At 71.4% G+C, this 20,043-nt stretch carries 21 protein-coding genes; 6 read left to right on the top strand and 15 right to left on the bottom strand.

Annotation, left to right across the window (positions count from 1 at the left end):
- Positions 1–22: 22 nt before the first annotated feature.
- On the top strand, positions 23–1,042 hold the full coding sequence (locus HD595_RS11865; RefSeq protein WP_253768441.1) for an adenosine deaminase: 1,020 nt from the start codon (positions 23–25) through the stop codon (positions 1,040–1,042).
- 22 nt (positions 1,043–1,064) lie between these two features.
- Here HD595_RS11865 and HD595_RS11870 read toward each other — a convergent pair whose 3' ends face one another.
- Together HD595_RS11870 and HD595_RS11875 are read right to left on the bottom strand one after the other, a co-directional pair.
- The gene (locus HD595_RS11870) at positions 1,065–1,868 is read right to left on the bottom strand and encodes a hypothetical protein (protein WP_253768443.1); all 804 of its coding nucleotides are present in this window, start codon (positions 1,866–1,868) and stop codon (positions 1,065–1,067) included.
- The gene (locus tag HD595_RS11875; protein WP_253768445.1) at positions 1,855–2,412 is read right to left on the bottom strand and encodes an RNA polymerase sigma factor; all 558 of its coding nucleotides are present in this window, start codon (positions 2,410–2,412) and stop codon (positions 1,855–1,857) included. The genes HD595_RS11870 and HD595_RS11875 overlap by 14 nt, the downstream gene beginning before the upstream one ends.
- A gap of 107 nt (positions 2,413–2,519) precedes the next feature.
- Here HD595_RS11875 and HD595_RS11880 point away from each other — a divergent pair, with 107 nt between their 5' ends.
- Positions 2,520–3,254 (top strand): class I SAM-dependent methyltransferase, encoded by a 735-nt coding sequence (locus HD595_RS11880; protein ID WP_253768447.1) that lies wholly within the window; start codon positions 2,520–2,522, stop codon positions 3,252–3,254.
- Between the two features lie 4 nt (positions 3,255–3,258).
- Here HD595_RS11880 and HD595_RS11885 read toward each other — a convergent pair whose 3' ends face one another.
- From HD595_RS11885 to HD595_RS11905, 5 genes are all read right to left on the bottom strand, one after another.
- The gene (locus HD595_RS11885) at positions 3,259–4,143 is read right to left on the bottom strand and encodes a carbohydrate ABC transporter permease (protein WP_253768455.1); all 885 of its coding nucleotides are present in this window, start codon (positions 4,141–4,143) and stop codon (positions 3,259–3,261) included.
- The gene (locus HD595_RS11890; RefSeq protein ID WP_253768458.1) at positions 4,143–5,027 is read right to left on the bottom strand and encodes a carbohydrate ABC transporter permease; all 885 of its coding nucleotides are present in this window, start codon (positions 5,025–5,027) and stop codon (positions 4,143–4,145) included. The genes HD595_RS11885 and HD595_RS11890 overlap by 1 nt, the downstream gene beginning before the upstream one ends.
- 70 nt (positions 5,028–5,097) lie before the next feature.
- On the bottom strand, positions 5,098–6,375 hold the full coding sequence (locus HD595_RS11895; RefSeq protein WP_253768459.1) for an extracellular solute-binding protein: 1,278 nt from the start codon (positions 6,373–6,375) through the stop codon (positions 5,098–5,100).
- Between the two features lie 203 nt (positions 6,376–6,578).
- Complete coding sequence (locus HD595_RS11900; protein WP_253768461.1) at positions 6,579–8,441, bottom strand: acyl-CoA dehydrogenase family protein; 1,863 nt, start codon at positions 8,439–8,441, stop codon at positions 6,579–6,581.
- A 67-nt stretch (positions 8,442–8,508) separates the two neighbouring features.
- A complete protein-coding gene (locus HD595_RS11905; RefSeq protein ID WP_253768463.1) occupies positions 8,509–9,780 on the bottom strand; it encodes an APC family permease in 1,272 nt (423 codons plus the stop codon).
- 80 nt (positions 9,781–9,860) lie between these two features.
- On the opposite strand from HD595_RS11905, the gene HD595_RS11910 reads away from it, so the two are divergent.
- The gene (locus HD595_RS11910; RefSeq protein ID WP_253768464.1) at positions 9,861–10,343 is read left to right on the top strand and encodes an Lrp/AsnC family transcriptional regulator; all 483 of its coding nucleotides are present in this window, start codon (positions 9,861–9,863) and stop codon (positions 10,341–10,343) included.
- Positions 10,344–10,833: 490 nt separating this feature from the next.
- Here HD595_RS11910 and HD595_RS11915 read toward each other — a convergent pair whose 3' ends face one another.
- The 6 genes from HD595_RS11915 to HD595_RS11940 all read right to left on the bottom strand — a co-directional run bounded on the left by HD595_RS11915 (position 10,834) and on the right by HD595_RS11940 (position 16,831).
- A complete protein-coding gene (locus HD595_RS11915) occupies positions 10,834–11,979 on the bottom strand; it encodes an acetyl-CoA C-acetyltransferase (RefSeq protein ID WP_253768466.1) in 1,146 nt (381 codons plus the stop codon).
- Positions 11,980–12,039: 60 nt separating this feature from the next.
- Complete coding sequence (locus tag HD595_RS11920) at positions 12,040–12,717, bottom strand: hypothetical protein (RefSeq protein ID WP_253768467.1); 678 nt, start codon at positions 12,715–12,717, stop codon at positions 12,040–12,042.
- Between the two features lie 23 nt (positions 12,718–12,740).
- Positions 12,741–13,493 carry a class F sortase gene (locus HD595_RS11925; protein WP_253768469.1) on the bottom strand — a complete coding sequence of 251 codons (753 nt, stop codon included), beginning with the start codon at positions 13,491–13,493 and terminating at the stop codon, positions 12,741–12,743.
- Positions 13,494–13,500: 7 nt separating this feature from the next.
- On the bottom strand, positions 13,501–14,409 hold the full coding sequence (locus tag HD595_RS11930; protein WP_253768471.1) for a hypothetical protein: 909 nt from the start codon (positions 14,407–14,409) through the stop codon (positions 13,501–13,503).
- A gap of 131 nt (positions 14,410–14,540) precedes the next feature.
- The gene (locus HD595_RS11935) at positions 14,541–15,458 is read right to left on the bottom strand and encodes a class F sortase (RefSeq protein ID WP_253768473.1); all 918 of its coding nucleotides are present in this window, start codon (positions 15,456–15,458) and stop codon (positions 14,541–14,543) included.
- Positions 15,458–16,831, bottom strand: coding sequence for a hypothetical protein (locus HD595_RS11940; RefSeq protein ID WP_253768474.1), 1,374 nt, complete (start codon positions 16,829–16,831; stop codon positions 15,458–15,460). Before HD595_RS11940 ends, HD595_RS11935 begins: the two co-directional genes overlap by 1 nt.
- Before the next feature lie 183 nt (positions 16,832–17,014).
- Between HD595_RS11940 and HD595_RS11945 the strand changes: the two genes are divergently transcribed.
- Positions 17,015–18,160 carry an acyl-CoA dehydrogenase family protein gene (locus tag HD595_RS11945; protein WP_253768476.1) on the top strand — a complete coding sequence of 382 codons (1,146 nt, stop codon included), beginning with the start codon at positions 17,015–17,017 and terminating at the stop codon, positions 18,158–18,160.
- Between the two features lie 97 nt (positions 18,161–18,257).
- Complete coding sequence (locus HD595_RS11950; RefSeq protein ID WP_175595499.1) at positions 18,258–18,419, top strand: hypothetical protein; 162 nt, start codon at positions 18,258–18,260, stop codon at positions 18,417–18,419.
- Positions 18,420–18,435: 16 nt separating this feature from the next.
- Here the strand turns inward: HD595_RS11950 and HD595_RS11955 are convergent, their stop codons facing one another.
- Positions 18,436–18,867, bottom strand: coding sequence for a MarR family winged helix-turn-helix transcriptional regulator (locus HD595_RS11955; RefSeq protein WP_253768478.1), 432 nt, complete (start codon positions 18,865–18,867; stop codon positions 18,436–18,438).
- A gap of 20 nt (positions 18,868–18,887) precedes the next feature.
- Here HD595_RS11955 and HD595_RS11960 point away from each other — a divergent pair, with 20 nt between their 5' ends.
- Positions 18,888–19,256 carry a MarR family transcriptional regulator gene (locus HD595_RS11960; protein WP_253768480.1) on the top strand — a complete coding sequence of 123 codons (369 nt, stop codon included), beginning with the start codon at positions 18,888–18,890 and terminating at the stop codon, positions 19,254–19,256.
- Here HD595_RS11960 and HD595_RS11965 read toward each other — a convergent pair.
- Entirely contained in the window at positions 19,253–20,029 is a 777-nt protein-coding gene (locus HD595_RS11965; RefSeq protein ID WP_253768482.1) for an alpha/beta fold hydrolase, read from the bottom strand. The genes HD595_RS11960 and HD595_RS11965 overlap by 4 nt on opposite strands.
- Positions 20,030–20,043: the final 14 nt, after the last annotated feature.

The raw sequence follows: 20,043 nt of genomic DNA on the forward strand, positions 1-20,043 counted from the left end.
GGTTGAGTGGCACCATAGGGAAATGGCACGCCCGCTCGACGCTCTCCCCAAGGCTCACCTGCACCTGCACTTCACCGGTTCGATGCGGCACTCGACGCTGATCGACCTGGCCCGCGAGCAGGGCCTGCACCTGCCGGACGCCCTGGAGCAGGACTGGCCGCCGCGGCTGCGGGCCACCGACGAGCGGGGCTGGTTCCGGTTCCAGCGGTTGTACGACATCGCGCGGTCGGTGCTGTCTCGGCCGGAGCACGTCTACCGGCTGCTGCGCGAGACGGCCGAGGACGAGGCGGCCGAGGGCTCCCGCTGGCTGGAGATCCAGGTGGACCCGTCGGGTTACGCGCACCGCTTCGGCGGGCTGTCGGCGACGATGGAGCTGGTGCTGGACGCGGTGGACCGGGCCGCGGAGCACGCGGGCGTGGGGATCGCGGTGGTCGTGGCGGCCAACCGCACGCGCCACCCGCTGGACGCCAACACGCTGGCGCGGCTCGCGGCGCAGTACGCGGGCCGGGGCGTGGTGGGGTTCGGGCTGTCGAACGACGAACGCCGGGGGCAGGCCCGCGACTTCGAGCGGGCGTTCCGGATCGCCAGGCGGGCGGGGCTGCTGGCGGTGCCGCACGGCGGTGAGCTGCTGGGGCCGCGCAGCGTGGCGCAGTGCGTGGAGGACCTGGGCGCCGACCGGCTGGGGCACGGGGTGCGCGCGGCCGAGGACGAGCGGCTGATGGAGCTGCTGGCGCGGCGGGAGATCTGCTGCGAGGTGTGTCCCAGCTCGAACGTGGGGCTGGGGGTGGCCGAGCGGCCGGCCGACGTGCCGGTGCGGCGGTTGTTCGAGGCGGGGGTGCCGATCGCGCTGGGCGCCGACGACCCGCTGTTGTTCGGGTCGCGGCTGGCGCGGCAGTACGAGCTGGCGCGTGAGGCGTACGGCTTCACCGACGCGGAGGTCGCGGAGCTGGCGCGGCAGTCGGTACGGGCGTCGGCGGCGCCGGAGGAGACCCGCAAGGAGCTGCTGAAGGAGATCGACGACTGGCTCGCCGCTCCTGAGTGAGCGCCGCTCCCGGGAGGGCGGGTCAGCGCAGTGAGGCGGCGATGCGGGCGGCGCGGTTCTTGTCCCCCGCGCCCTCCAGGCGGTGGCCGACTCCCCCGCTCTCCCAGATGAGGGTGGGCGCGGCCTGCCGCAGCGGCACGGAGGTGCCGTCCTCGCGCTTGATGTAGCCGAGGGGGTGGGCGCCGCCGATCCACAGGGCGTCGACGCCCGCGGCGTGGACCTCCTCGGGGAAGGGCGGGCCGAGCTGCTTCCACAGGTACGGGCTGATGGTGCCGTCGAACTGGTCCAGGCGCAGGCCGCCGGGCCAGAGCATGGAGACGACGCGCCCGCCGTCGGCGACGGTGACGGTGTCCGGGGCCCCGAGGGCGGCCGGGGTCCTGACGGGGAAGCGGACCATGGCGCGGGCCTGGGCGAGGGTGACGGCGTGCTCTCCCGGCAGCGAGGTGGTTGTGGGCGCACCGGTGGCCGGGGTGGGTGTGGGCGCACCGGTGGCCGGGGTGGCGCCGAGGCGCAGTTCGATCCCGGCGTACCGGAGGATCTGGGCCACGGCGGCCCTGCCCTGCGGGGTGGCGGCCGTGAGGGCGGCCACGGCGAGCACGACGGCGGCGACGACGGCCCACCTGCGCCCGCGCCGGCGCCTCAGGGGGCGGGTGACGGGGGAAGCGGGGCTGTCGGCCAGGCGGGCGCGCACGGCCGCCGCGACGTCGGCGGGCGGCGGCGCGGGGACGTCGAGGGACTCGCCGAGCGCGAACAGCTCGGCTTCGAGGTCGCCGAAGCCAACCGGCTCGTCACCGCGATCGTCGTCGTGGGGCTCACGCGAGCTCACCGCCCACCTCCTCCCTCAGCCGGGCCAGCCCGCGGTGCGTGCTGGACTTGACGGTGCCCACCGGGCGGCCGAGCACCTCGGCGGTCTCGGCCTCGCTCAGCTGTAAGAAGTACCGGCAGACGACGGCGTCGCGTTCCCCGTCGGGCAGGCCGCGCACGGCCTCCAGCAGCCGCGCGCGGCGGTCCCCGGCCACGGCGGCGCCCTCCGGGTCGTCGGGGGCGACGGGGTCGGCGACGGCGCCGAGCCGGGCGGTGAGGCCGTTCCTGCGCCCGCGCGAGCGGGTGAGATTGTGCGTCTCGTTGGCCACGATCCGCAGCAGCCACGGCCGGAACGGCGACCCGCGGCGGAACGACGCGAGGGCGCGGTACGCCTTGACGAACGCCTCCTGCACCACGTCCTCGGCCTCGTCGGCGGCGCCGAGCATGGCGGCGGTGCGGTGGGCGAGCGCGCTGTAGCGGGCGACCAGCGCCTCGTAGGCGGTCAGGTCACCGTCGAGGGAACGGGCTATGGCCTCGTCGTCGTCCATGAACGTGTCAGATTCCACCGCATCCGGGACGGTCTGGGAAGGCCCGTTCGGCGCATCATGTGACCTTCGAGCCCGGCCGGGCACTAGACTCGGGCCAATCCGCGAGCCCTTAAAGGAACGGGACTATGTCTTCAGGGTATGACCGTGTAGTGCAGCCGGCGGCCGGCGACGAGGCGTTGGAGAACCACCTCGGTGGCGACGAGGCCAAGAACTACCGGCAGTACGAGCTGGACATGGTCGCCCCGCATGTCGGGCGGTCGATGCTGGAGATCGGCTCCGGCCTGGGCCACTTCGCCGAGCAGTTCCTGCCGCGGCTCGACCGGCTCGTGGTGAGCGACTTCGACCCCTACTGCGTCGAGCAGCTGCGCAAGCGGTTCGCCGGCCGCGACGACATCGACGTGCTCCAGTTCGGGCTGCCGACCGAGATCCCGCTGGAGGACAAGGTCGACACGGTCGTGATGATGAACGTCCTGGAGCACATCGAGGACGACGCCGGGGCGCTGCGCTCGCTGGCGAAGGTGACGCTGCCCGGCGGGCGGATCATCATCTGGGTGCCGGGCTACATGCAGCTCTACGGAGACTTCGACCGCAAGGTCGGTCACGTGCAGCGCTACACGCCCAAGACGCTGCGCTCGACGGTCGCCAAGGCGGGGCTCGACATCGACGTGCTCAAGCCGATCAACTTCCTGGGCGGCATCGCCTGGTGGGCGGCCGTGCGGCGGGGCGGGGTGGGCTACCCCGACCCGCGGCTGGTGAAGATCTACGACCGCACGGTGGTGCCGGCGACGCGGCTGATCGAGCGGTTCGTCACGCCGCCGTTCGGCCAGACGGTGTTCTGCGTCGCCCGCGTCCCCGGCTGAGCCGCTATTTGATGGAGCCGGCGGTGAGGCCGCCGACGACCTTCCGCTCGATCAGCGCGAACAGGATGATCACCGGGATGGTCGCGATGACCGAGCCGGCGAACAGGCTCTGCCAGTCCACCTGGTACTGACCGATGAACGAGTTGAGCGCCACGGTCAGCGGCTGGTTCACGGGCGTGGTGGCGAGGGTGAGCGCCACCACGAACTCGTTCCACGCGGCGATGAACGTGAAGATCAGCGCGGTGATGACGCCGGGCATGGCCAGCGGCAGCGTGATGCGGAACATCGCGCCGAAGCGGCCGTTGCCGTCGATGAACGCGGCCTCCTCCAGCTCGCGCGGGATCGACGAGAAGTAGGCGTTGAGGATCCACACCGCGAACGCCAGGTTGAACCCGCCGTTGACCAGGATGAGCGACCAGATCGAGTCGACCATGCCGAAGTGGAAGAACTCGCGGTAGATGCCGACGACCATGGCGGTCGGCTGGAACATCTGGGTGACGAGCACGAGGATGAGGAACGCCGTGCGGCCCCGGAAGTCGTGCCGGGCGGAGTAGTAGGCGGCGGGCAGGGCCACGAGCAGCACGAGGATCGTGGACCCGGCGGCGACCTTGAGGGTGACCATGAGGTTGCCGGCCAGGCCGCTGCTCCAGAAGCCGGTCAGGCTCGACAGGTCCCACGCGGAGGGCAGCAGGGTGGCCTCGCGCAGCGAGCTCTGCGGCCGCATCGCGGTGATCAGCATCACCAGGTACGGGAACACGAAGACGAACGCGATCACGTAGGCGGCGGCCGCGACGAGCGTGGTCTTGAGGCGCGGCATGGCCCGCCGGCCGGGGGGCCGGGGCCGGGCGTGCTGGTGGCTGGTGGCCGGGGGCGCGGTCGTGACGGCCATCAGGCCACCTCCTTGTTCCAGCGGGAGACCTTGAGGAAGATCACGGTCAGGACGAGCACCATGCCGAAGTTGACCACGGACATGGCGGCCGACTCTCCGATGTTCGAGCCCTTGAGGATGAACATGAGGATCGTCGAGGTGGCCGTGGAGTAGCCGGGCTGGCCGTGGGTCATCGCCCAGATGATGGGGAAGCTGTTGAAGACGTTCATCACGTTGATGAGCGCGGCCACGGTCAGGGCGGGCCGCAGCAGGGGCAGCGTGATGGACCAGTACGTGCGCAGCCTGGACGCGCCGTCCATCTTGGCCGCCTCGTAGACGTCGGCCGGGATGGTGGCCAGGCCCGCGAGCAGCGCGTACGTGGTGAACGGCACGGAGACGAAGACGGCGACGAAGACCAGCCACGGCATGGCGGTGGAGGCGTCGCCGAGCTGGTCGGCCGAGGCGCCGCCGAGCGCGTCGATGAGGCCGAGTTTGAGCCGGATCTGGTTGATGACGCCGACCTCGGGGTCGAGCATCCACTTGAAGATGATCGCGGTCATCAGCACGGACGCGGCCCAGGGGGCGATGAGCGCCCAGCGGGCGACGCGGCGGCCGGGGAAGCGCTGGTTGAACAGCTGGGCCAGGGCGAGCGAGACGAGGACGGTCAGGGCGACGACGGCGACGACCCAGATGACGCTGCGGACCATGATCTCCGCGAAGTCCTTCTCGTCGAACAGCTTGTCGTAGTTGGCGAAGCCGTAGAAGCCCTGCTCCACCCCCCGCCGGTTGATCTTGAGGAACGACGACCGGATCATCTCGACGACGGGCCAGAGGACGACGAGCGCGATGAGCACGACGGCGGGCCCGGTCCAGGCCAGCGGCTCCAGGGCACGCAACCTTCTCATGAATTACCTTCCAGGACGGTACGGCCGGCGTCCCGGCTGCGGGACGCCGGCCGTACGGTGCGCCGAGGGGTCAGCCGGCGTCGGCGGTCTTCTGGAGCTCGCCGAGCACCTTGGCCGGGTCGTCCTTGACGGCCCCGCCGATGGTCTGCTTGATCTCCGGGTTCACGTCGGCCCACTTGGGGTCCTGGAACGGGTAGAAGCTGGCGTTGGGCAGGGCGTCGAGGAACGGCTTGAGCTTCTCGTCGCTCGACAGCTTCTGGATGCCGCCGTTGGTGACGGGCAGCAGCTTGTACGTGTCGCTGATCTTCTGGGCGGCCGAGCCGGTGTAGAAGAAGTCGAAGAACTTCTTGATCTCGGCGGCGTGGCCGTTCTTGTTGAACGCCATGATCCAGTCCATGACACCGAGGGTGGTGTCGAGCGGGCCGGACTTGCCGGGGATGGGCGCGACGCCGTACTTGTCCTTCAGGCCGGCCGCGTCGAAGATCGGGATGGACATGGGGCCGCCGTTGACCATGCCGACCTTGCCGGCGCCGAAGTCCTCCCAGACCGTCTTGCGGTCCTTGGTGCCCGGGTTGGGGGTGGTCAGGCCGGCGTTGACCAGGCCCTTGAGGTAGGTGAACGTCTCGATGTTCTGCGGGGAGTTGATGGCCCACTTGCCGGAGGCGTCCTTGTAGCCGCCGCCGTTGCCGAGCATCCACAGGAACGACTCGCCCTGGGCCTCCTCCTGGCCGAGGGGCAGGCCGAACGGCTGGCTGACGCCGGCCTTCTTGAGCTTCTCGGCGTCGGCCTTGAGCTCGTCCCAGGTCTTGGGCGGCTCGCTGATGCCGGCCTTGGCGAACAGCTCCTTGTTGTAGAACAGGGCGCGGGCGGAGGAGACGAACGGGATGCCGTAGGCGGTGCCGTCGACCTTGCCGTACTCGGCGAACTTCTGCAGCATGTCGCCGGAGACGTTCGGGGAGAGCACCTCCTCGACCTTGTAGAGCATGTCGTCCTTGGCGAAGCCCGAGTAGTCGCCGGTCTGCAGGATGTCGGGCACCTGGCCGTTCTGGACCATGGTGGCGACCTGCTTGTCGATGTCGTTCCAGTTGATGACCTGGACCTCGACCTTGATGTTCGGGTTGGCCGCCTGGAACTCGTCGACGACGCCCTTCCAGAACGTCTCGCCGGAGTTGGGCTTCCCGGGGCCGTCGCCGTAGTCGGCGGCGACCATCTTCAGCGTGACCTGGCCTCCGTCGGACGCCTTCTGGTCGCCGGACGAGCCGGAGCCGCCCGAGCCCGAGCCGCAACTCGACAGGACCAGCATGGCCGCCACGCCGAGAGCGGCGCCGCCCGCAAGCTTGATTCTCACCTGTGTACCGCCTTCTCGTCGGACGGGGTCCCTGCTGGTCCGTACCAGTCGCCGTCCCGCCCAGAGGGATTTGGGGGTGCGTGAGCCGTCTCGCCACGCGTTTGCGTCAGCGTAAGCCCGCTTTCGGCGGCCGGTCTATACCGGCTCGTCTCGGTTCGGCAACATCTGGACCGGAAAGCGCTGACCGGTGGTCTAGACCGGGATCAGGTGATCTTCCGGCGGAGGTTCTCGCCGCCGGCGGGCGCGCCGACCCACGGTCCCTCGATCGACGGGTCGAGCACGCCCTCCTCCAGGAAGCCGTAGCGGCCGTCGAGGACGTACCGGGCCAGGCGGACGTCCGCGCTGTCGCTGTTGTCCCACAGCCGGGCGAACAGGGCGTCGGCCCGCCGCCTGGCCTGCCGGCAGAAGGTGTCGGCCAGCTCGTACGGCCGGCGCCCCAGGTCGGCGGCGTCCTCCTCGGCCCGGACGCAGGTCGCGGTCATGGCGAACAGCTCGGCCCCGATGTCCACGATCCGGCCGAGGAACGCCTGCCGGTGCTCCAGCCGGCCCTGCCAGCGGGACATGCCGTAGAACAGCGACCGGGCGAGCTTGCGGCTGGTCCGCTCCACGTAGCGCAGGTGGGGCGCCAGCGGGCCGAAGTCCGCGTACGAGGTGGGCAGGTTGCCCGTGCCGGCCACGAGCGTCGGCAGCCAGCGGGCGTAGAAGGCGCCGGCCCGCTTGAGCGCCCGGGCGCGGGCCTGCGGCGAGGCGTCCGGGTCGATCAGCTCGCCGGCGGCCGACAGGTGGGCGTCGACCGCCTCGCGGGTGATGAGCAGGCGCATGATCTCGGAGGAGCCCTCGAAGATCCGGTTGATGCGGGAGTCGCGCAGCATCTGCTCGGCGGGCACGCCGCGCTCGCCGCGGGCGGCCAGCGACTCGGCGCTCTCGTAGCCGCGCCCGCCCCTGATCTGCACCAGCTCGTCGAGCACCTGGTACGACAGCTCCGAGGCGTACAGCTTGGCCAGGGCGGCCTCGATGCGGATGTCGTTGCGCCGGTCGTCGGCCATGCGGCTGGTCAGGTCGCAGACGGCCTCCAGGGCGTACGCGGTGGCCGCGATGAAGGAGATCTTGGTGGCGACGGCCTCGTGCCGCCCGACGCTGCGCCCCCACTGGACCCGGGCGTCGCCCCACTCGCGGGCGATCTTGACGGCCCACTTGGCGTTGCCCGCGCAGGTGGCGGGCAGGGAGAGGCGGCCGGTGTTGAGCGTGGTGAGGGCGATCTTCAGGCCCTGGCCCTCGCGGCCGATGAGGTTGCGGGCCGGCACCCTGACCTGGCGGAACTCGGTGACGCCGTTCTCGATGCCGCGCAGGCCCATGAACCTGTTGCGGCGCTGCACCGTGATGCCCGGCGTGTCGGCCTCGACGACGAACGCGCTGACCTTCTCGCCGGTGCGGGCCATGACGACGAGCAGGTCGGCGACGACGCCGTTGGTGGTCCACAGCTTGACGCCGTCCAGGACGTACTCGTCGCCGTCGCGCACCGCGGTGGTGGACAGGCGGGCGGGGTCAGAGCCGACGTCCGGCTCGGTCAGCAGGAACGCGGAGATCTCGCCGCGCGCGCACCGGGGCAGGAACTCGCGCTTCTGTTCCTCGGTGCCGAACAGCTTGAGCGGCTGCGGCACGCCGATCGACTGGTGCGCCGACAGCAGGGTGGCCAGCGCGGGGCAGTACGAGCCGACCAGCATGAGGGTGCGGCAGTAGTACAGGTACGGCAGGCCGAGCCCGCCGTACTCCTCGCCGATCGTGATGCCGAACGCGCCGAGCCCGGCCAGGCCCTTGACGACCTCGTCGGGCACCTGGGCGGTGCGCTCGATCTCGGCGGGGTCGACGTGCGCGTCCAGGAACCTGCGCACCGCGCGGACGAACTCCTCCCCGCGCTTGGCCGGCTCGTCGGCCGGTGCGGGGGCCGGGCGCACGAGGTCCAGCCGGAAGTCCCCGAGGAACAGTTGCTTGGCGAAGCTGGGGCGCGTCCATTCCTTCTCGCGGGCCTGCTCGCCGAGCTCTCTCGCCTTCGCGTACTCGCTCATGGCATCCTCCCGCCGACGTTACGCTCCCTGGGGATGCCTGTGTACCCGGCGCTCCGGCGAGATCACCTCAAGGGATCGTCACGCGTGCCACCGGGCGGCGGGCCGAGACGCGCGTCGCCACCAGAGCGGCCAGCGCCAGCACGGCGGGCACCAGCAGGTACGCCCCGCAGCAGGCGAGCGCGGCCAGCGCGAGCCCGGTCGCGACCACGGCCATGACCCGCAGCCGCCCGCGGGGCAGCACCCGCACGGCCGCCGCCACGCCGGCCGCGGTCACCGCCGCCAGGCAGGCCGACGTGGCCCGCATCAGCGTGTCGAGGTCCACGGTCCAGACCAGTGCCAGGCCGGTCGTCACGGCCGTCGCCGCGGCCAGCAGCCCGAGGCTCCGGTACGGCGTGCGGCCGGGCCCGCCGCCCCGGGCGAACCAGGCGGGCAGCGCGCCGTCCCTGGCCAGCGCCGCCCCGAGGCGGGAGGCACCGGCGACGTAGGTATTGATCGCGCCGAACGTCAGCAGCACCGCGACGCCGCCGACGACCGGCCGGGCGGCGGAGCCGATGCCGATCTCCAGCAGCGCGGCCAGCGGCACCGGGCTCTCGGCGGCGCGCGGGCCGAGCACGCCGATCGTGGTGAGGGCCACGCCCAGGTAGAGGACCGTGATGAGGCCCAGGGTGGCGACGGTCGCCCGGGTGAGCCCGCGGCCGTCGGCGAACTCGGCCGACAGGTGGCTCGCGGCCTCCCAGCCGACGAAGGCGAACAGCAGCACCCCGGCCGCGTCGGCCACCCCCGGCAGGCCGTACGGGGCGAAGGGGGTGAAGTTGGCGGCCTCGGCGTGCGGCGCGGCGGTGAGCACGGCGCCGGCCAGCACCGCGACCAGCGCCAGCACCATGCCGAGCTGGAGCCGCCCGGAGGTGCGCAGCCCGGCGGCGTTGGCCGCGAACGCCAGCAGGAGCAGCGCCGCGGCGACCGCCCAGGTGCCGGTCCGGGAGTCCAGGCCGAGGGCGGCGGCCACGTACTCGCCGCCGACCAGCGCCCCGGCCAGCGCGCCCACGGGGATGACGCCGTAGAACCACCAGCCGACGACCGCCGAGGCGCGCCGCCCGAACGCCAGCGCCGCGAAGCTGGCCACTCCCCCGCCGTCGGGGTAGCGGGCGCCGAGCGCGGCGAAGGTGAGCGCCACCGGAACGCTCAGCAGCAGCAGGGCGACCCACGCCAGCACCGAGGCGGGCCCGGCCGCGGCGGCGGCGAGGTGCGGCAGCACGAGCATCCCCGGCCCGAGCACCGCCCCCACCAGCAGCGCCGTCCCCTGCGCGGCCCCGAGCCGCCCACCGATCTGTCCTGTCATACCGCGAAAAACTAGTCATTCGCCCGCTCTGATGGGACAGCGACCGAACACCTGGCCGGAACCGGTGCGAGACTGCCGCCATGGACGAACTAGATTCGGCGATCGTGCGCCTTCTCCAAACAGATGCGCGCCAGTCCAACCGCGAGCTGGCCCGCAGGCTCGGCGTGGCGCCCTCGACCTGCCTGGAACGGGTCCGCGCGCTCACCCGCCGCGGCGTGATCCGCGGCTACCACGCCGACATCGACCCCGCGGCGCTCAACCGGTCGGTCCAGGCGATGGTGTCGGTGCAGGTGCGCCCGCTCAGCCGGGAGGTCATCGACGCGTTCAAGCAGTCGGCCGCCGAGCTGCCGGAGGTGCTCAGCGTCTTCGTGCTGGCGGGCGGCGACGACTTCCTGCTGCACGTCGCGGTGCAGGACCTCGACCACCTGCACGCGTTCCTGCTGGACCGGCTGAGCAAGCGGCGCGAGATCGCGGGCTTCCGCACGTCGGTCATCTTCCAGCAGGTCCACGACACCGCCCCGGCCCGGCTGGAGCAGCCCTCGACGAAGACTTCGCGCGAATAATCGGTTGCGCCCCTTCCGGGACGCCCCCTACCGTCGAGGACATGCGTTTCTTCCTGTGATGAGCGGGGCCGACCTCGATCGGCCCGGCCACTCGGCAGCCCATCCGCCCGGCGGTGTCCACTCCCGCGGGCGAGTCCGTCCAGACGCGGCAGCTGAGCTTGTCGACCGGCGTCCCACAGCCGCGTCGCGAGTCACGTGAAGGAGCCTCGTATGCGAGTACATGCCAGCGGTAAGCGAAAGAAGAACGCCCCGAGTCTTCCGGGGACCCCGGCGTCGCCGGTGCCGCGGAAGATGCCCAGGATGCCGCAGCGGCCGGTCGCGCCGCCGCGGCGCATCCCGCCCAAGGGGCGCTAGACCACTACCGGGATGGTGGTGAGTGCGGCGCGCGGCCCGTACGCCATGGGCCCCCGCACACCACCGCGGCGCCCCGGCCTCCACGTGGGGCCGGGGCGCCGCGCTGGACCGCTTCTCGGGTTCTCGGGTTCTCGGGTCAGAGCCGTTCGATGATGGTGACGTTGGCCTGGCCGCCGCCCTCGCACATCGTCTGCAGGCCGTACCTGCCGCCGGTGCGCTCCAGCTCGTGCAGCAGCTTCGTCATGAGGATCGCGCCCGTGGCGCCCAGCGGGTGGCCGAGGGCGATGGCTCCGCCGTTCGGGTTGACCCGGGCCGGGTCGGCGTCCAGCTCCTTGATCCAGGCGAGCGGCACCGGCGCGAACGCCTCGTTGATCTCCACCACGTCGATGTCGTCGATCGACATGCCGGCCTTGTCCAGCGCCTTGCGGGTGGCGGGGATCGGCGCGGTCAGCATGTAGACCGGGTCGTCGCCCATGAGCGCGAGCTGGTGGATCCGCGCGCGCGGGGTCAGACCGTGCTCGCGTACGGCCTGCTCGGAGGCGATGAGCACCGCGCCGGAGCCGTCGGAGATCTGCGACGAGGTGGCCGCGGTGATCCGGCCGTCCTCCTTCAGCGTCTTCAGCTCGGCCATCTTCTCCAGCGTCGTGTCGGGACGCGGGCCCTCGTCGTCCTCGACGCCGTTGACCGGCGCGATCTGGTCGCGGAAGTAGCCGTTGGCGACGGCCTTGGCCGCCCGCTGGTGCGACTCCAGCGCGAACCGCTCCAGCTCCTCGCGGGTGAGGCCCCACTTCTGGCACATCAGCTCCGCGCCGCGGAACTGCGAGATCTCCTGCTTGCCGTAACGCTCGACCCACAGGTCGCCGAACGGGAACGGCATGCCCTTCTCCAGCGCCGCCGTGATCGAGGCGCCCATCGGCACGATGCTCATCGACTCGACGCCGGCCGCCACGACGAGGTCCTGGGTGCCGGACAGCACGCCCTGGGCGGCGAAGTGGACCGCCTGCTGCGAGGAGCCGCACTGCCGGTCGATCGTGACGCCGGCCGTGGTCTCGGGGAGCCCGGCCGACAGCCACGCGTTGCGCGCGATGTCCATGCTCTGGGGGCCGAACTGCATCACGCACCCCATGATGACGTCCTCGACCGCCGCCGGGTCGACGCCGGTGCGGTCGATCAGCGCCTTGAGCGTGTGCGCGGCCAGGTCAGTGGGATGGACGGTGGAAAGGCCGCCCTTCTTCTTGCCGACCGGGGTGCGGACCGCCCCGACGATGTACGCCTCTGCCACAGTGCCTCCTGAAACCGAGCATTATTCGGTTATAGGGAGAGACTACAACAGAACGATGCTCTACGCCTTCCCGGCCGGAGGCAGCAGATCGGTCACGGCGTCCACCCGGAACCGCCACCGGTCGACCACCAGGCCGTTCAGCGCCTCGGCCAGCCGCAGCGCGAGCGCGCCCAGCCGTTCCTGGTCGTCGCCGCGCAGCTCGATCGCCGTCAGGTCGGAGGCGAACGGCAGCAGCTCGCCCACGGCCGGCGGCCGGCCCTTCTGCGGCACCACCAGCACCCGCACGCCGTCGCCCGCGTGGACGAACTCCTCCTCCTGCTCGACCTCGCCCAGCTCGGCCTCCAGCAGGGGGCGCAGCTCGTCGTCCGCCGGACGTACGGGGACGATCACTGCGGGCCCGCCGCCCTCCTCGTCGGCCGGATCGCTCACCTCGCCCCGGCACACCGCGAGCCCGCCCAGCCGGAAGGCCAGGCCCTCGGCGAGGTAGCGGTCGAAGAAGTCGAACGGCAGCGGCCCCTCGGCCGACACCCGCACCGCCCACACCCGCTCCAGCACGCCGCCCACCAGGTCGGGCTCGGCCTCCACCGGCGCGTGGACCCGGACGTCGGTCGCGACGACGTCATCGCCGTCCTCGCGGGCGTCCGGATCGGCCAGCCGCACCAGCCGCAGCACCTCACCGCGGGCCGGCTTGACGGGCGACGCCGCCGTCGGGCCAGTACGCAGTCTCCGCTTCGCCATCCAGCCCATGCGCGCCTCCGCGATCAGCTTCGATAGGAGCTCGTCATCGTCGCGTAGACGATGATGTTATCGGTGTAGTGACCGATCGCGCGGTTGTACGTGCCACCGCAGGTGATGAGATGGAGCTGGGCGTTGGCCCGGCTGCCGTAGACCCGCTCGGTCGGGAACGTCTTCTTGCTGGCCTGTTCGATGCCGCCGACGGTGAAGACCGCCGTGACGCCGTCCTGGCGCTTGACCTCGATCGTGTCGCCGTTGACCAGCTCGTGCAGGCGGCTGAAGACGGCGCTGCGCGTGTAGGTGTCCTTGTGGCCCAGCATGACCGCGGCGCCGGCCTCGCCCGGGGTGGCCATCTCGCGGTACCAGCCCACGAGGTTGGGGTTACCGGCCGGCGGGACCTGGATCGTGCCGTCCTTGGCCAGGCCGAGCGACTTGATCGGGGCGTTCACGCCCAGCTTCTTGATCACGAGGCGGACCGGGCTGGAGGGCATCATCGGCGGCGCCGGGTCCGGCAGCGGCAGGGGCGGCGGCACGGTCGGCGCGGCCTTGAACAGCGCCTGCGCGGGCTGGCCGGTGGCCTTGCCGTCGGGCTGGGCGCCGAGGGACAACTGGTCACGCTGGGAGGCCAGCCCGTACTCCTCGGGGGAGTTGAAGACGATCAGCATGCCGGCCACGACCGTGATCACGCCCGCGATGGCGGCCAGGATGAGGACGGTGCGCAGCACCCGCCCACCGGGATCGTCGGGCGGCTCGCCTCCGTAGGGGTAGTGCTGGGCCATGGCGCCGTCAGCTCCTGTTGACGCCGCGGCGGCGCATCGCCAGCCCGCCGACGCCGGCCGCCAGGATCAGCGCGGAACCGACCAGCACGAACATCCGCCCGTCGGGCCCCATCTCGCCACCGGCACCGGTGTTGGCCCCGGCCTTGGGGGTCTTGGAGGACCGCTTGGTGGGGGTCTCGACCACGGTGACGTAGCTGGTCCGGGTCTTCTTGGGGGTGGGGGTGGTCTTGGTGGGGGTCGGCGTGGCGGTGGGGGTCGGAGTAGTCGGCGTGCTGCTGGGGGTGCCTGTGGAGGTTCCGGTGGGAACGCCGGTCGCGACTGTGACCAGAGCGGCTGCGGCCGACGCCTCGGACTCGCTGCCAGCCTTCACTGAGCAGGTGTACCACGTTGAGCCGGCGGCGCCGCTCGGGCCGACCTGCAACACGAAGTCATCAGGCACGACGGCCATCACGCCAGTGGCCTTGGGAGTGAGGCTGATCAGCACCTGCGGGACCGGCATCGTCGCGCTTGCCGTCACTGGAGAGAACGGTGTGGCCGTCGCGGTGACACCTCGCGTCTCGGTCGGCGTCGGGTTCGGAGTGCCCGTGACGATCACCGTCGCCTGGATCACGACGCGGTCGGTGGTCGGGATCGGCGAGCGCACCGTGAAGGACGGGCCGGGCGACGTGGGTTGCCCGATGTTCCACGTCACCACAGCCGTGGAGCTCGGCGACGGGGCCGTCAGGGGGCCTTGCAGGTCCATCTGGAACCTGTAGTCGGTGCCTGTGCCGGCCGTGTCAGTCTTGCAGGTGTAGGTCACGGGCTTCGGAGCCACGGTCTGGGCCACCGCCGGGACTCCGATGACTACGGCTGCCGCTCCGGTGACAAGGGCGGATGTCTTGAGGGCGAGGCGGCGCCGCGCCTTGGACGTCAGCACTGTCCTTCTCCGTTTCGGCACAGGTTCAACAGGCGTACCAGACTGGCAGCCACTGGTCACGGTTAGGTTGAGATCCTACGAATTGTGCCTGTAAATCTCCTGTAAACCGGGAAACCCGCGCAAATACGCTGTTACCCCTTCTTCTTGGACAGGGTCGCGTAAACGATGACGTTGTCCGTGTAGGAGTGGGCTGTCTTGTTGAAGACGCCCCCGCACGTGATCAGCCTGAGCTGCGCGTTCGTGGTGTTGCCGTACACCCGGCTGGTCGGGAACGCGGTCTTGCCGACCTGCTCGATCCCGCTGACCGTGAACTTGGTCACCTTCTTGTCCGACCGGTACACGTAGATCGCGTCGCCCTTGGCCAGCTCCCGCAGGCGGTAGAAGACGGCGGCGCCCTTGCGGGTGCTCACGTGGCCGTTGATCACCGAGGGGCCCAGCTCGCCGGGCACGGGCGAGAAGCGGTACCAGCCCGCCTGGTTGGGCTTGGACAGCGGCGGCGTGGTCAGGTTGCCCTTGAGGTCCACCGTGACCGAGCCGATCAGCGCGTTGACCTTGATCTTCGGGATCTTGATGCGGGTCGGCGCGGGCTTCTTCCTCGTCGTGGTCTTCGCGGGCGGGATCGCCGCCACGATCGGCGCCGCGGCCGGGGGCGGCGGCGCGTCGGGGCGGGCCGGGGTCAGGGGCACGTCCTTGCCGCCCGGGCCGACCGTCGGCGACAGCACGAACGCGCCCATGTTCTGGATCTGCACGGTGCTCGGCTCGCCCTGCGCGACCACGCCCGCGACGGGGGCGGAGCCGTCGTCCACGGCGGGGGCCAGCGACAGCAGCCCGGCCATGATGGCGCCCACGCCGCCCAGCGAACCGGCGACCAGCAGCCCCGGCATCGCCTTGTTGAGCGCCGCCTTGCGCGCCCGCGCGCGCTCGCTCACCGGCCCGGCCTCCAGCGCGTGTGGCTGCCCGGCCGGCGACGCGCTCGGCTGCCCGGCGGTCAGGGCGTTCGGCTGCTCGGGCTTCGGCTCGTTCGGCTGCCCAGTCGTGTGCTCGCTCATCAGCGGCCTCCTCCGGCGTGCGCGGCCTGCCGCCTGCGCAGCAGCAGCCCGCCCGTGGCGCTTCCCATCAGCAGCAGCGAGCCGCCGGCGATGAGCCCGTACGAGGAACTCGCGGGCTCCGGCGCCTCACCCGTGTCCACCCCGCCCTTGGGGGTCTTGGCCACCTGGGCCTTCACGTACCTGGTGGTGGTCGCCTTGGGCGACCGGGTGGGCGTCACCGTCGCGGTGGCCGTGGCGGTCCGCACGCCTCCGGTGACCACGCTGACGTGGGAAGCGCCGGGGGTGTGGGAGTAGGGCGAGGAGTTGTGCGGGTTGGGCGTGGTGGCCGTCGAGGTGGGGGTGCCCCCGGTGTTCGTCGGCGTCGGGGTCGTCACCGTGGGGGTGGGCGTCGTCGGCGTGGGGCTGGTCGGGGTGGCGCCGGGCACGACGAGGTCGATGGCGCCGGGGTCTCCCACGATCGTGCAGTGCGCCTCGTTGTACGGCGGCGGCACTTCGCTGTCACCGGTGGTCACCCGGAAGGCGTCGAGGTAGGCCTTCTTGGCCTCCTTGTTGACGATCTTGATGGTGTGCTCGCCATAGGTCAGCACCGGCGAGGCCCAGAGCACTTCCTTGGACTTGGTGCCTGTCATCGGCGTGCCGTTGGTGTCCTTGCCCGGCTCGACCAGCGGGTCGGTCACGGCGCGGCCGTCCAGGAATACCTGCACCGGCCCGAGATCCCGCTCTCGCCTGCCGATGTAGGCGACCTGGGTGCCGGTGAAGGTGAGTTCGGCGGAGGCACCCTGTTGTCCGGTCTCGCTCACGTCATAGAGGTGGTCGCCGAACTCCTCCGCGGTGCCATGTGACCACCAGGGGCCGTCATATTTGATGGCTTTGTTGGAGTCGTTGACCATGACCTCGCCCTTGGCGGGCTTGAACCTGACGGTCAGAGCGCCCGGCTTCACGCGGATCTTGCCGGGGCGCTGGATCGAGCCGGCGTCGGACAGCCCCTCGGGCAGGTCCAGGAAGGAACCCGGCATGAGCTCTGGCTGGTCCTTGAACCCACTGGGCAGCAACTGGCCGTTCCAGGCCCCGGTGATGCTCACCACGCCCTCGAGGTTGAGCGTGGAGCCCTTGGCGAAGAAGCCTGGAGATCCGAACTTCCTGTTCTCCTCCAGGTAGCTCAGCGCCCAGCCGACGTCGAGCATGCCACCGGCCGCGATCCTGGGCGTGACCCTCGCCTCGACCTTGACTCCAGCTCCAGCGACCCCGCCCGTGCAGAGGTATGTGGCCACCAGCGACGCTTCGGCCTGCCCAGGGTGGGATGCCGCCACGAAGGCGGCGGACGCGGCCATGCCGACCGTTGCGCCGATCAACGCCTTGCGCCACCGATTCACGGACACTCCCGACACACATCGACCGAAGGTAGATCTTAAGGCGATTCCACTTTCAATCAGACGATGTTCGGCACTTGTGATGAAGCCGTGTCCACCCCACAAAGGGGGCGCTCAGCCGGGGTATACCTCGGGGTAACAGAATCGTATTCTGGCGTCCGTCGCCGGCAGCCCAGGAGGAGACCGATGGAGCGAGACCTCTTCGAGGAGGAGCACCTGCTCTTCCGCGAGACCGTGCGCGAGTTCATGGCCCGGGAGGTGGTCCCGCACCACGCCCAGTGGGAGAAGGACGGCATCGTCCCGCGCGAGGTCTGGAAGAAGGCCGGGGAGATCGGGATGTTCGGCTTCTCGGTCCCCGAGGAGTACGGCGGCGCCGGGGTCACCGACTTCCGGTACAACACGGTGATCGTCGAGGAGATCATGCGCCACGGCGCGACCGGTCTCGGGTTCTCGCTGCACAACGACGTCATGGCCCCGTACATGGTGGAGCTGACCGACGACGCGCAGCGGCAGCGGTGGCTGCCGGGCTTCGCGAGCGGCGAGCTGATCACGGCGATCGCGATGACCGAGCCCGGCGCGGGCAGCGACCTGCAGGGCGTGCGCGCCACCGCCGTCCGCGACGGCGACCACTACGTGCTCAACGGGCAGAAGACGTTCATCACGAACGGCGTCAACGCCGACCTCGTCGTGGTCGTGGCCAAGACCGACCCGGAGGCCGGGGCGCGGGGCATCACGCTGCTGGTCGTGGAGCGCGGGATGGAGGGGTTCGGCCGGGGCCGCAACCTCGACAAGATCGGCATGAAGGCGCAGGACACCGCCGAGCTGTACTTCGAGAACGTGCGCGTGCCCGTGGCCAACCGGCTCGGCCCCGAGGAGGGGCAGGGGTTCTTCCAGCTCATGCGCAACCTGCCGCAGGAGCGCATGTCGATCGCGGTGGGCGCGGTGGCGGCGGCCGAGACCGTGCTGGAGCAGACCGTGGAGTACTGCCGCGACCGGCAGGCATTCGGCCGCAGCATCGGCTCGTTCCAGAACACCAGGTTCGTCCTGGCGGAGCTGGCCACCGAGACCGAGATCGCCCGGCACTACGTCGACAAGTGCGTCCTCGCGCTCAACGCGGGGCGACTGACGGCGGTGGACGCGGCCAAGGCCAAGTGGTGGACCACCGAGCTGCAGACCAAGGTCATCGACCGCTGCCTCCAGCTCCACGGCGGTTACGGCTACATGATGGAGTACCCCGTGGCCAAGGCGTGGGTGGACAGCCGCGTGCAGACGATCTACGGCGGCACCACCGAGATCATGAAGGAGATCATCGGCCGGTCGTTCGGTTTCTGACCCGCGACCGGCCCCGACGCTCCGGCGGCCGACACTCCCCATGGAGACCCGGCATGGCCGCGCGCGCCGGGCTTTCCGGCGGCGCATACTGGGCAGCATGGACGGCGGCCTGATCCTCCTGGTGTTCCTCGCGTTGCTGTTCGCCTGGGGCCTGAACCGCGTGCGGCGCGCGCTGCGCCTGGGCGCCGTCGGCTATGCCGGAATCATGATCGTCTTCGTGATCGTCATGTTGCTGCTCTGGGGCCAGACCTTCCGCTGACCGGCCGCCCGGCCGGCTAGCCGCCCGGCAGCGACTCGACGAAGCGGGTGAGCAGCCGCGCGAACTGCGCGCGCTCCTCGCCCGTCCATCCGACCATGGCCCGGTCGAAGGTCGCGCGCCTGCCCTGGTGGGCCCGCTCGACCGCCTCCCGCCCCGCCTCGGTCATGACGAGCAGCGCCCGGCGCCCGTCGGCCTGGTCGGCTTCGCGCCGCACCAGGCCGGCCGACACCGCCGCCGCGACCAGACGGCTGGCCCGCGGCTGGTCGACCGACAGCGCCTCGGCGACGGCCGACACGGTCACCGGCTCGCCGGCCGCCTCCAGCACGTCCAGCACCTCGTGCTCCGGGGCGGGGGCGCCGTGCTGCCGCGCCAGGACGCGCCTGCTCTGCCTGCGCCTGATGGCGACCATCGCGCGTTCGACCGTCTCAAGGTATTTGTCATCGTACATATAGTTGCTATTCTACATTCATGAAGAAGATGATCGGTTACTGGATCAAGCACCTGGACGAGCTGTTCGAGGGCACTCTCGACGGCACACTCGGCGCGGAAGGGGTGTCGCGCCGGGAGTGGCAGGTGCTCAACGTGCTGGCCGCCGGAGACGACCCCAGCGCGCAGCTCACCCCGTTCTCCGGGGTGGACGACGCGCGGGAAAGCCTGGCCGCCCGCGGATGGGCCGACGGCGCCGGGCTCACCGAGGAGGGACGGCGCGCGCACACGGCGCTCGCGGAGCAGGTCGGCCGCATCCGCCGCCGCGCCGCCGAGGGGGTGAGCCGGGAGGAGTACGCGACCACCATCGACGTGCTGCGCCGTATGGCGGCCAACCTCGAAGCCGCCTAGCCCCCGCTGCCCTCCAGCAGCACCCTGGCCACCAGCTCCGGGTCGTCGCTCATCGGCAGGTGCCCGCACCCGAGCAGCAGCTTGACCCGCTGCCCCGACCACCGGGCGGCGCGCACGGCCTGCCGGCGCGGCAGCAGGCGGTCGTGCTCGCCCCAGGCGATCGTGATCGGCGCCTTGGGCGGCGCGGGCGGCATCATCCCGGCGAACGACTCCAGCGTCTCCTCGAAGCCCGGCGCGGCCGCCATCGCCTGCGAGGCGGCCACCAGCGCCTCCGGCGCCAGCCTGGAGGGACGGGCGACCAGCAGCCCCGCCGTCAGCGCCCGGCCCGCCGGGTTGGCGGCGGCCCGGGCCGCCTGCTCGGGCGGCAGGGCCGCGGCCGACGCGCGCAGGGCGCGCAGCACCGTCCGGGTGTACACGAGCTCCGAGGGCGACCAGAAGCCGGCCGGCGACAGCGCGGTGGCGGTGCGGACCACGCCGCGCGAGGCCAGCTCCAGCGCGATGTAGCCGCCCAGCGAGTTGCCCGCCACGTGCGGCTCGCGCACGCCCAGCAGCTCGCAGAACGCCTCGACCGCGTCGGCCAGCGCCTCCGCGGTGTACGGCGTGCCGGCGGGCAGCGGCGGCGAGACCCCGAACCCGGGCAGGTCAAGGGCGATCACCGTGCGCGAGGCGGCCAGCCGGTCCATGACCGGCAGCCAGCCCTGCCAGTGGTGGCCGATGCCGTGGACGAGGATCAGCGGCGGACCGGCGCCGCGCCGCTCGAAGGCCAACTCCATGCAGAGGAGTGAAC

Origin of the sequence: Nonomuraea roseoviolacea subsp. carminata (assembly GCF_024172185.1) — a bacterium.
Taxonomy (GTDB): domain Bacteria; phylum Actinomycetota; class Actinomycetes; order Streptosporangiales; family Streptosporangiaceae; genus Nonomuraea; species Nonomuraea roseoviolacea.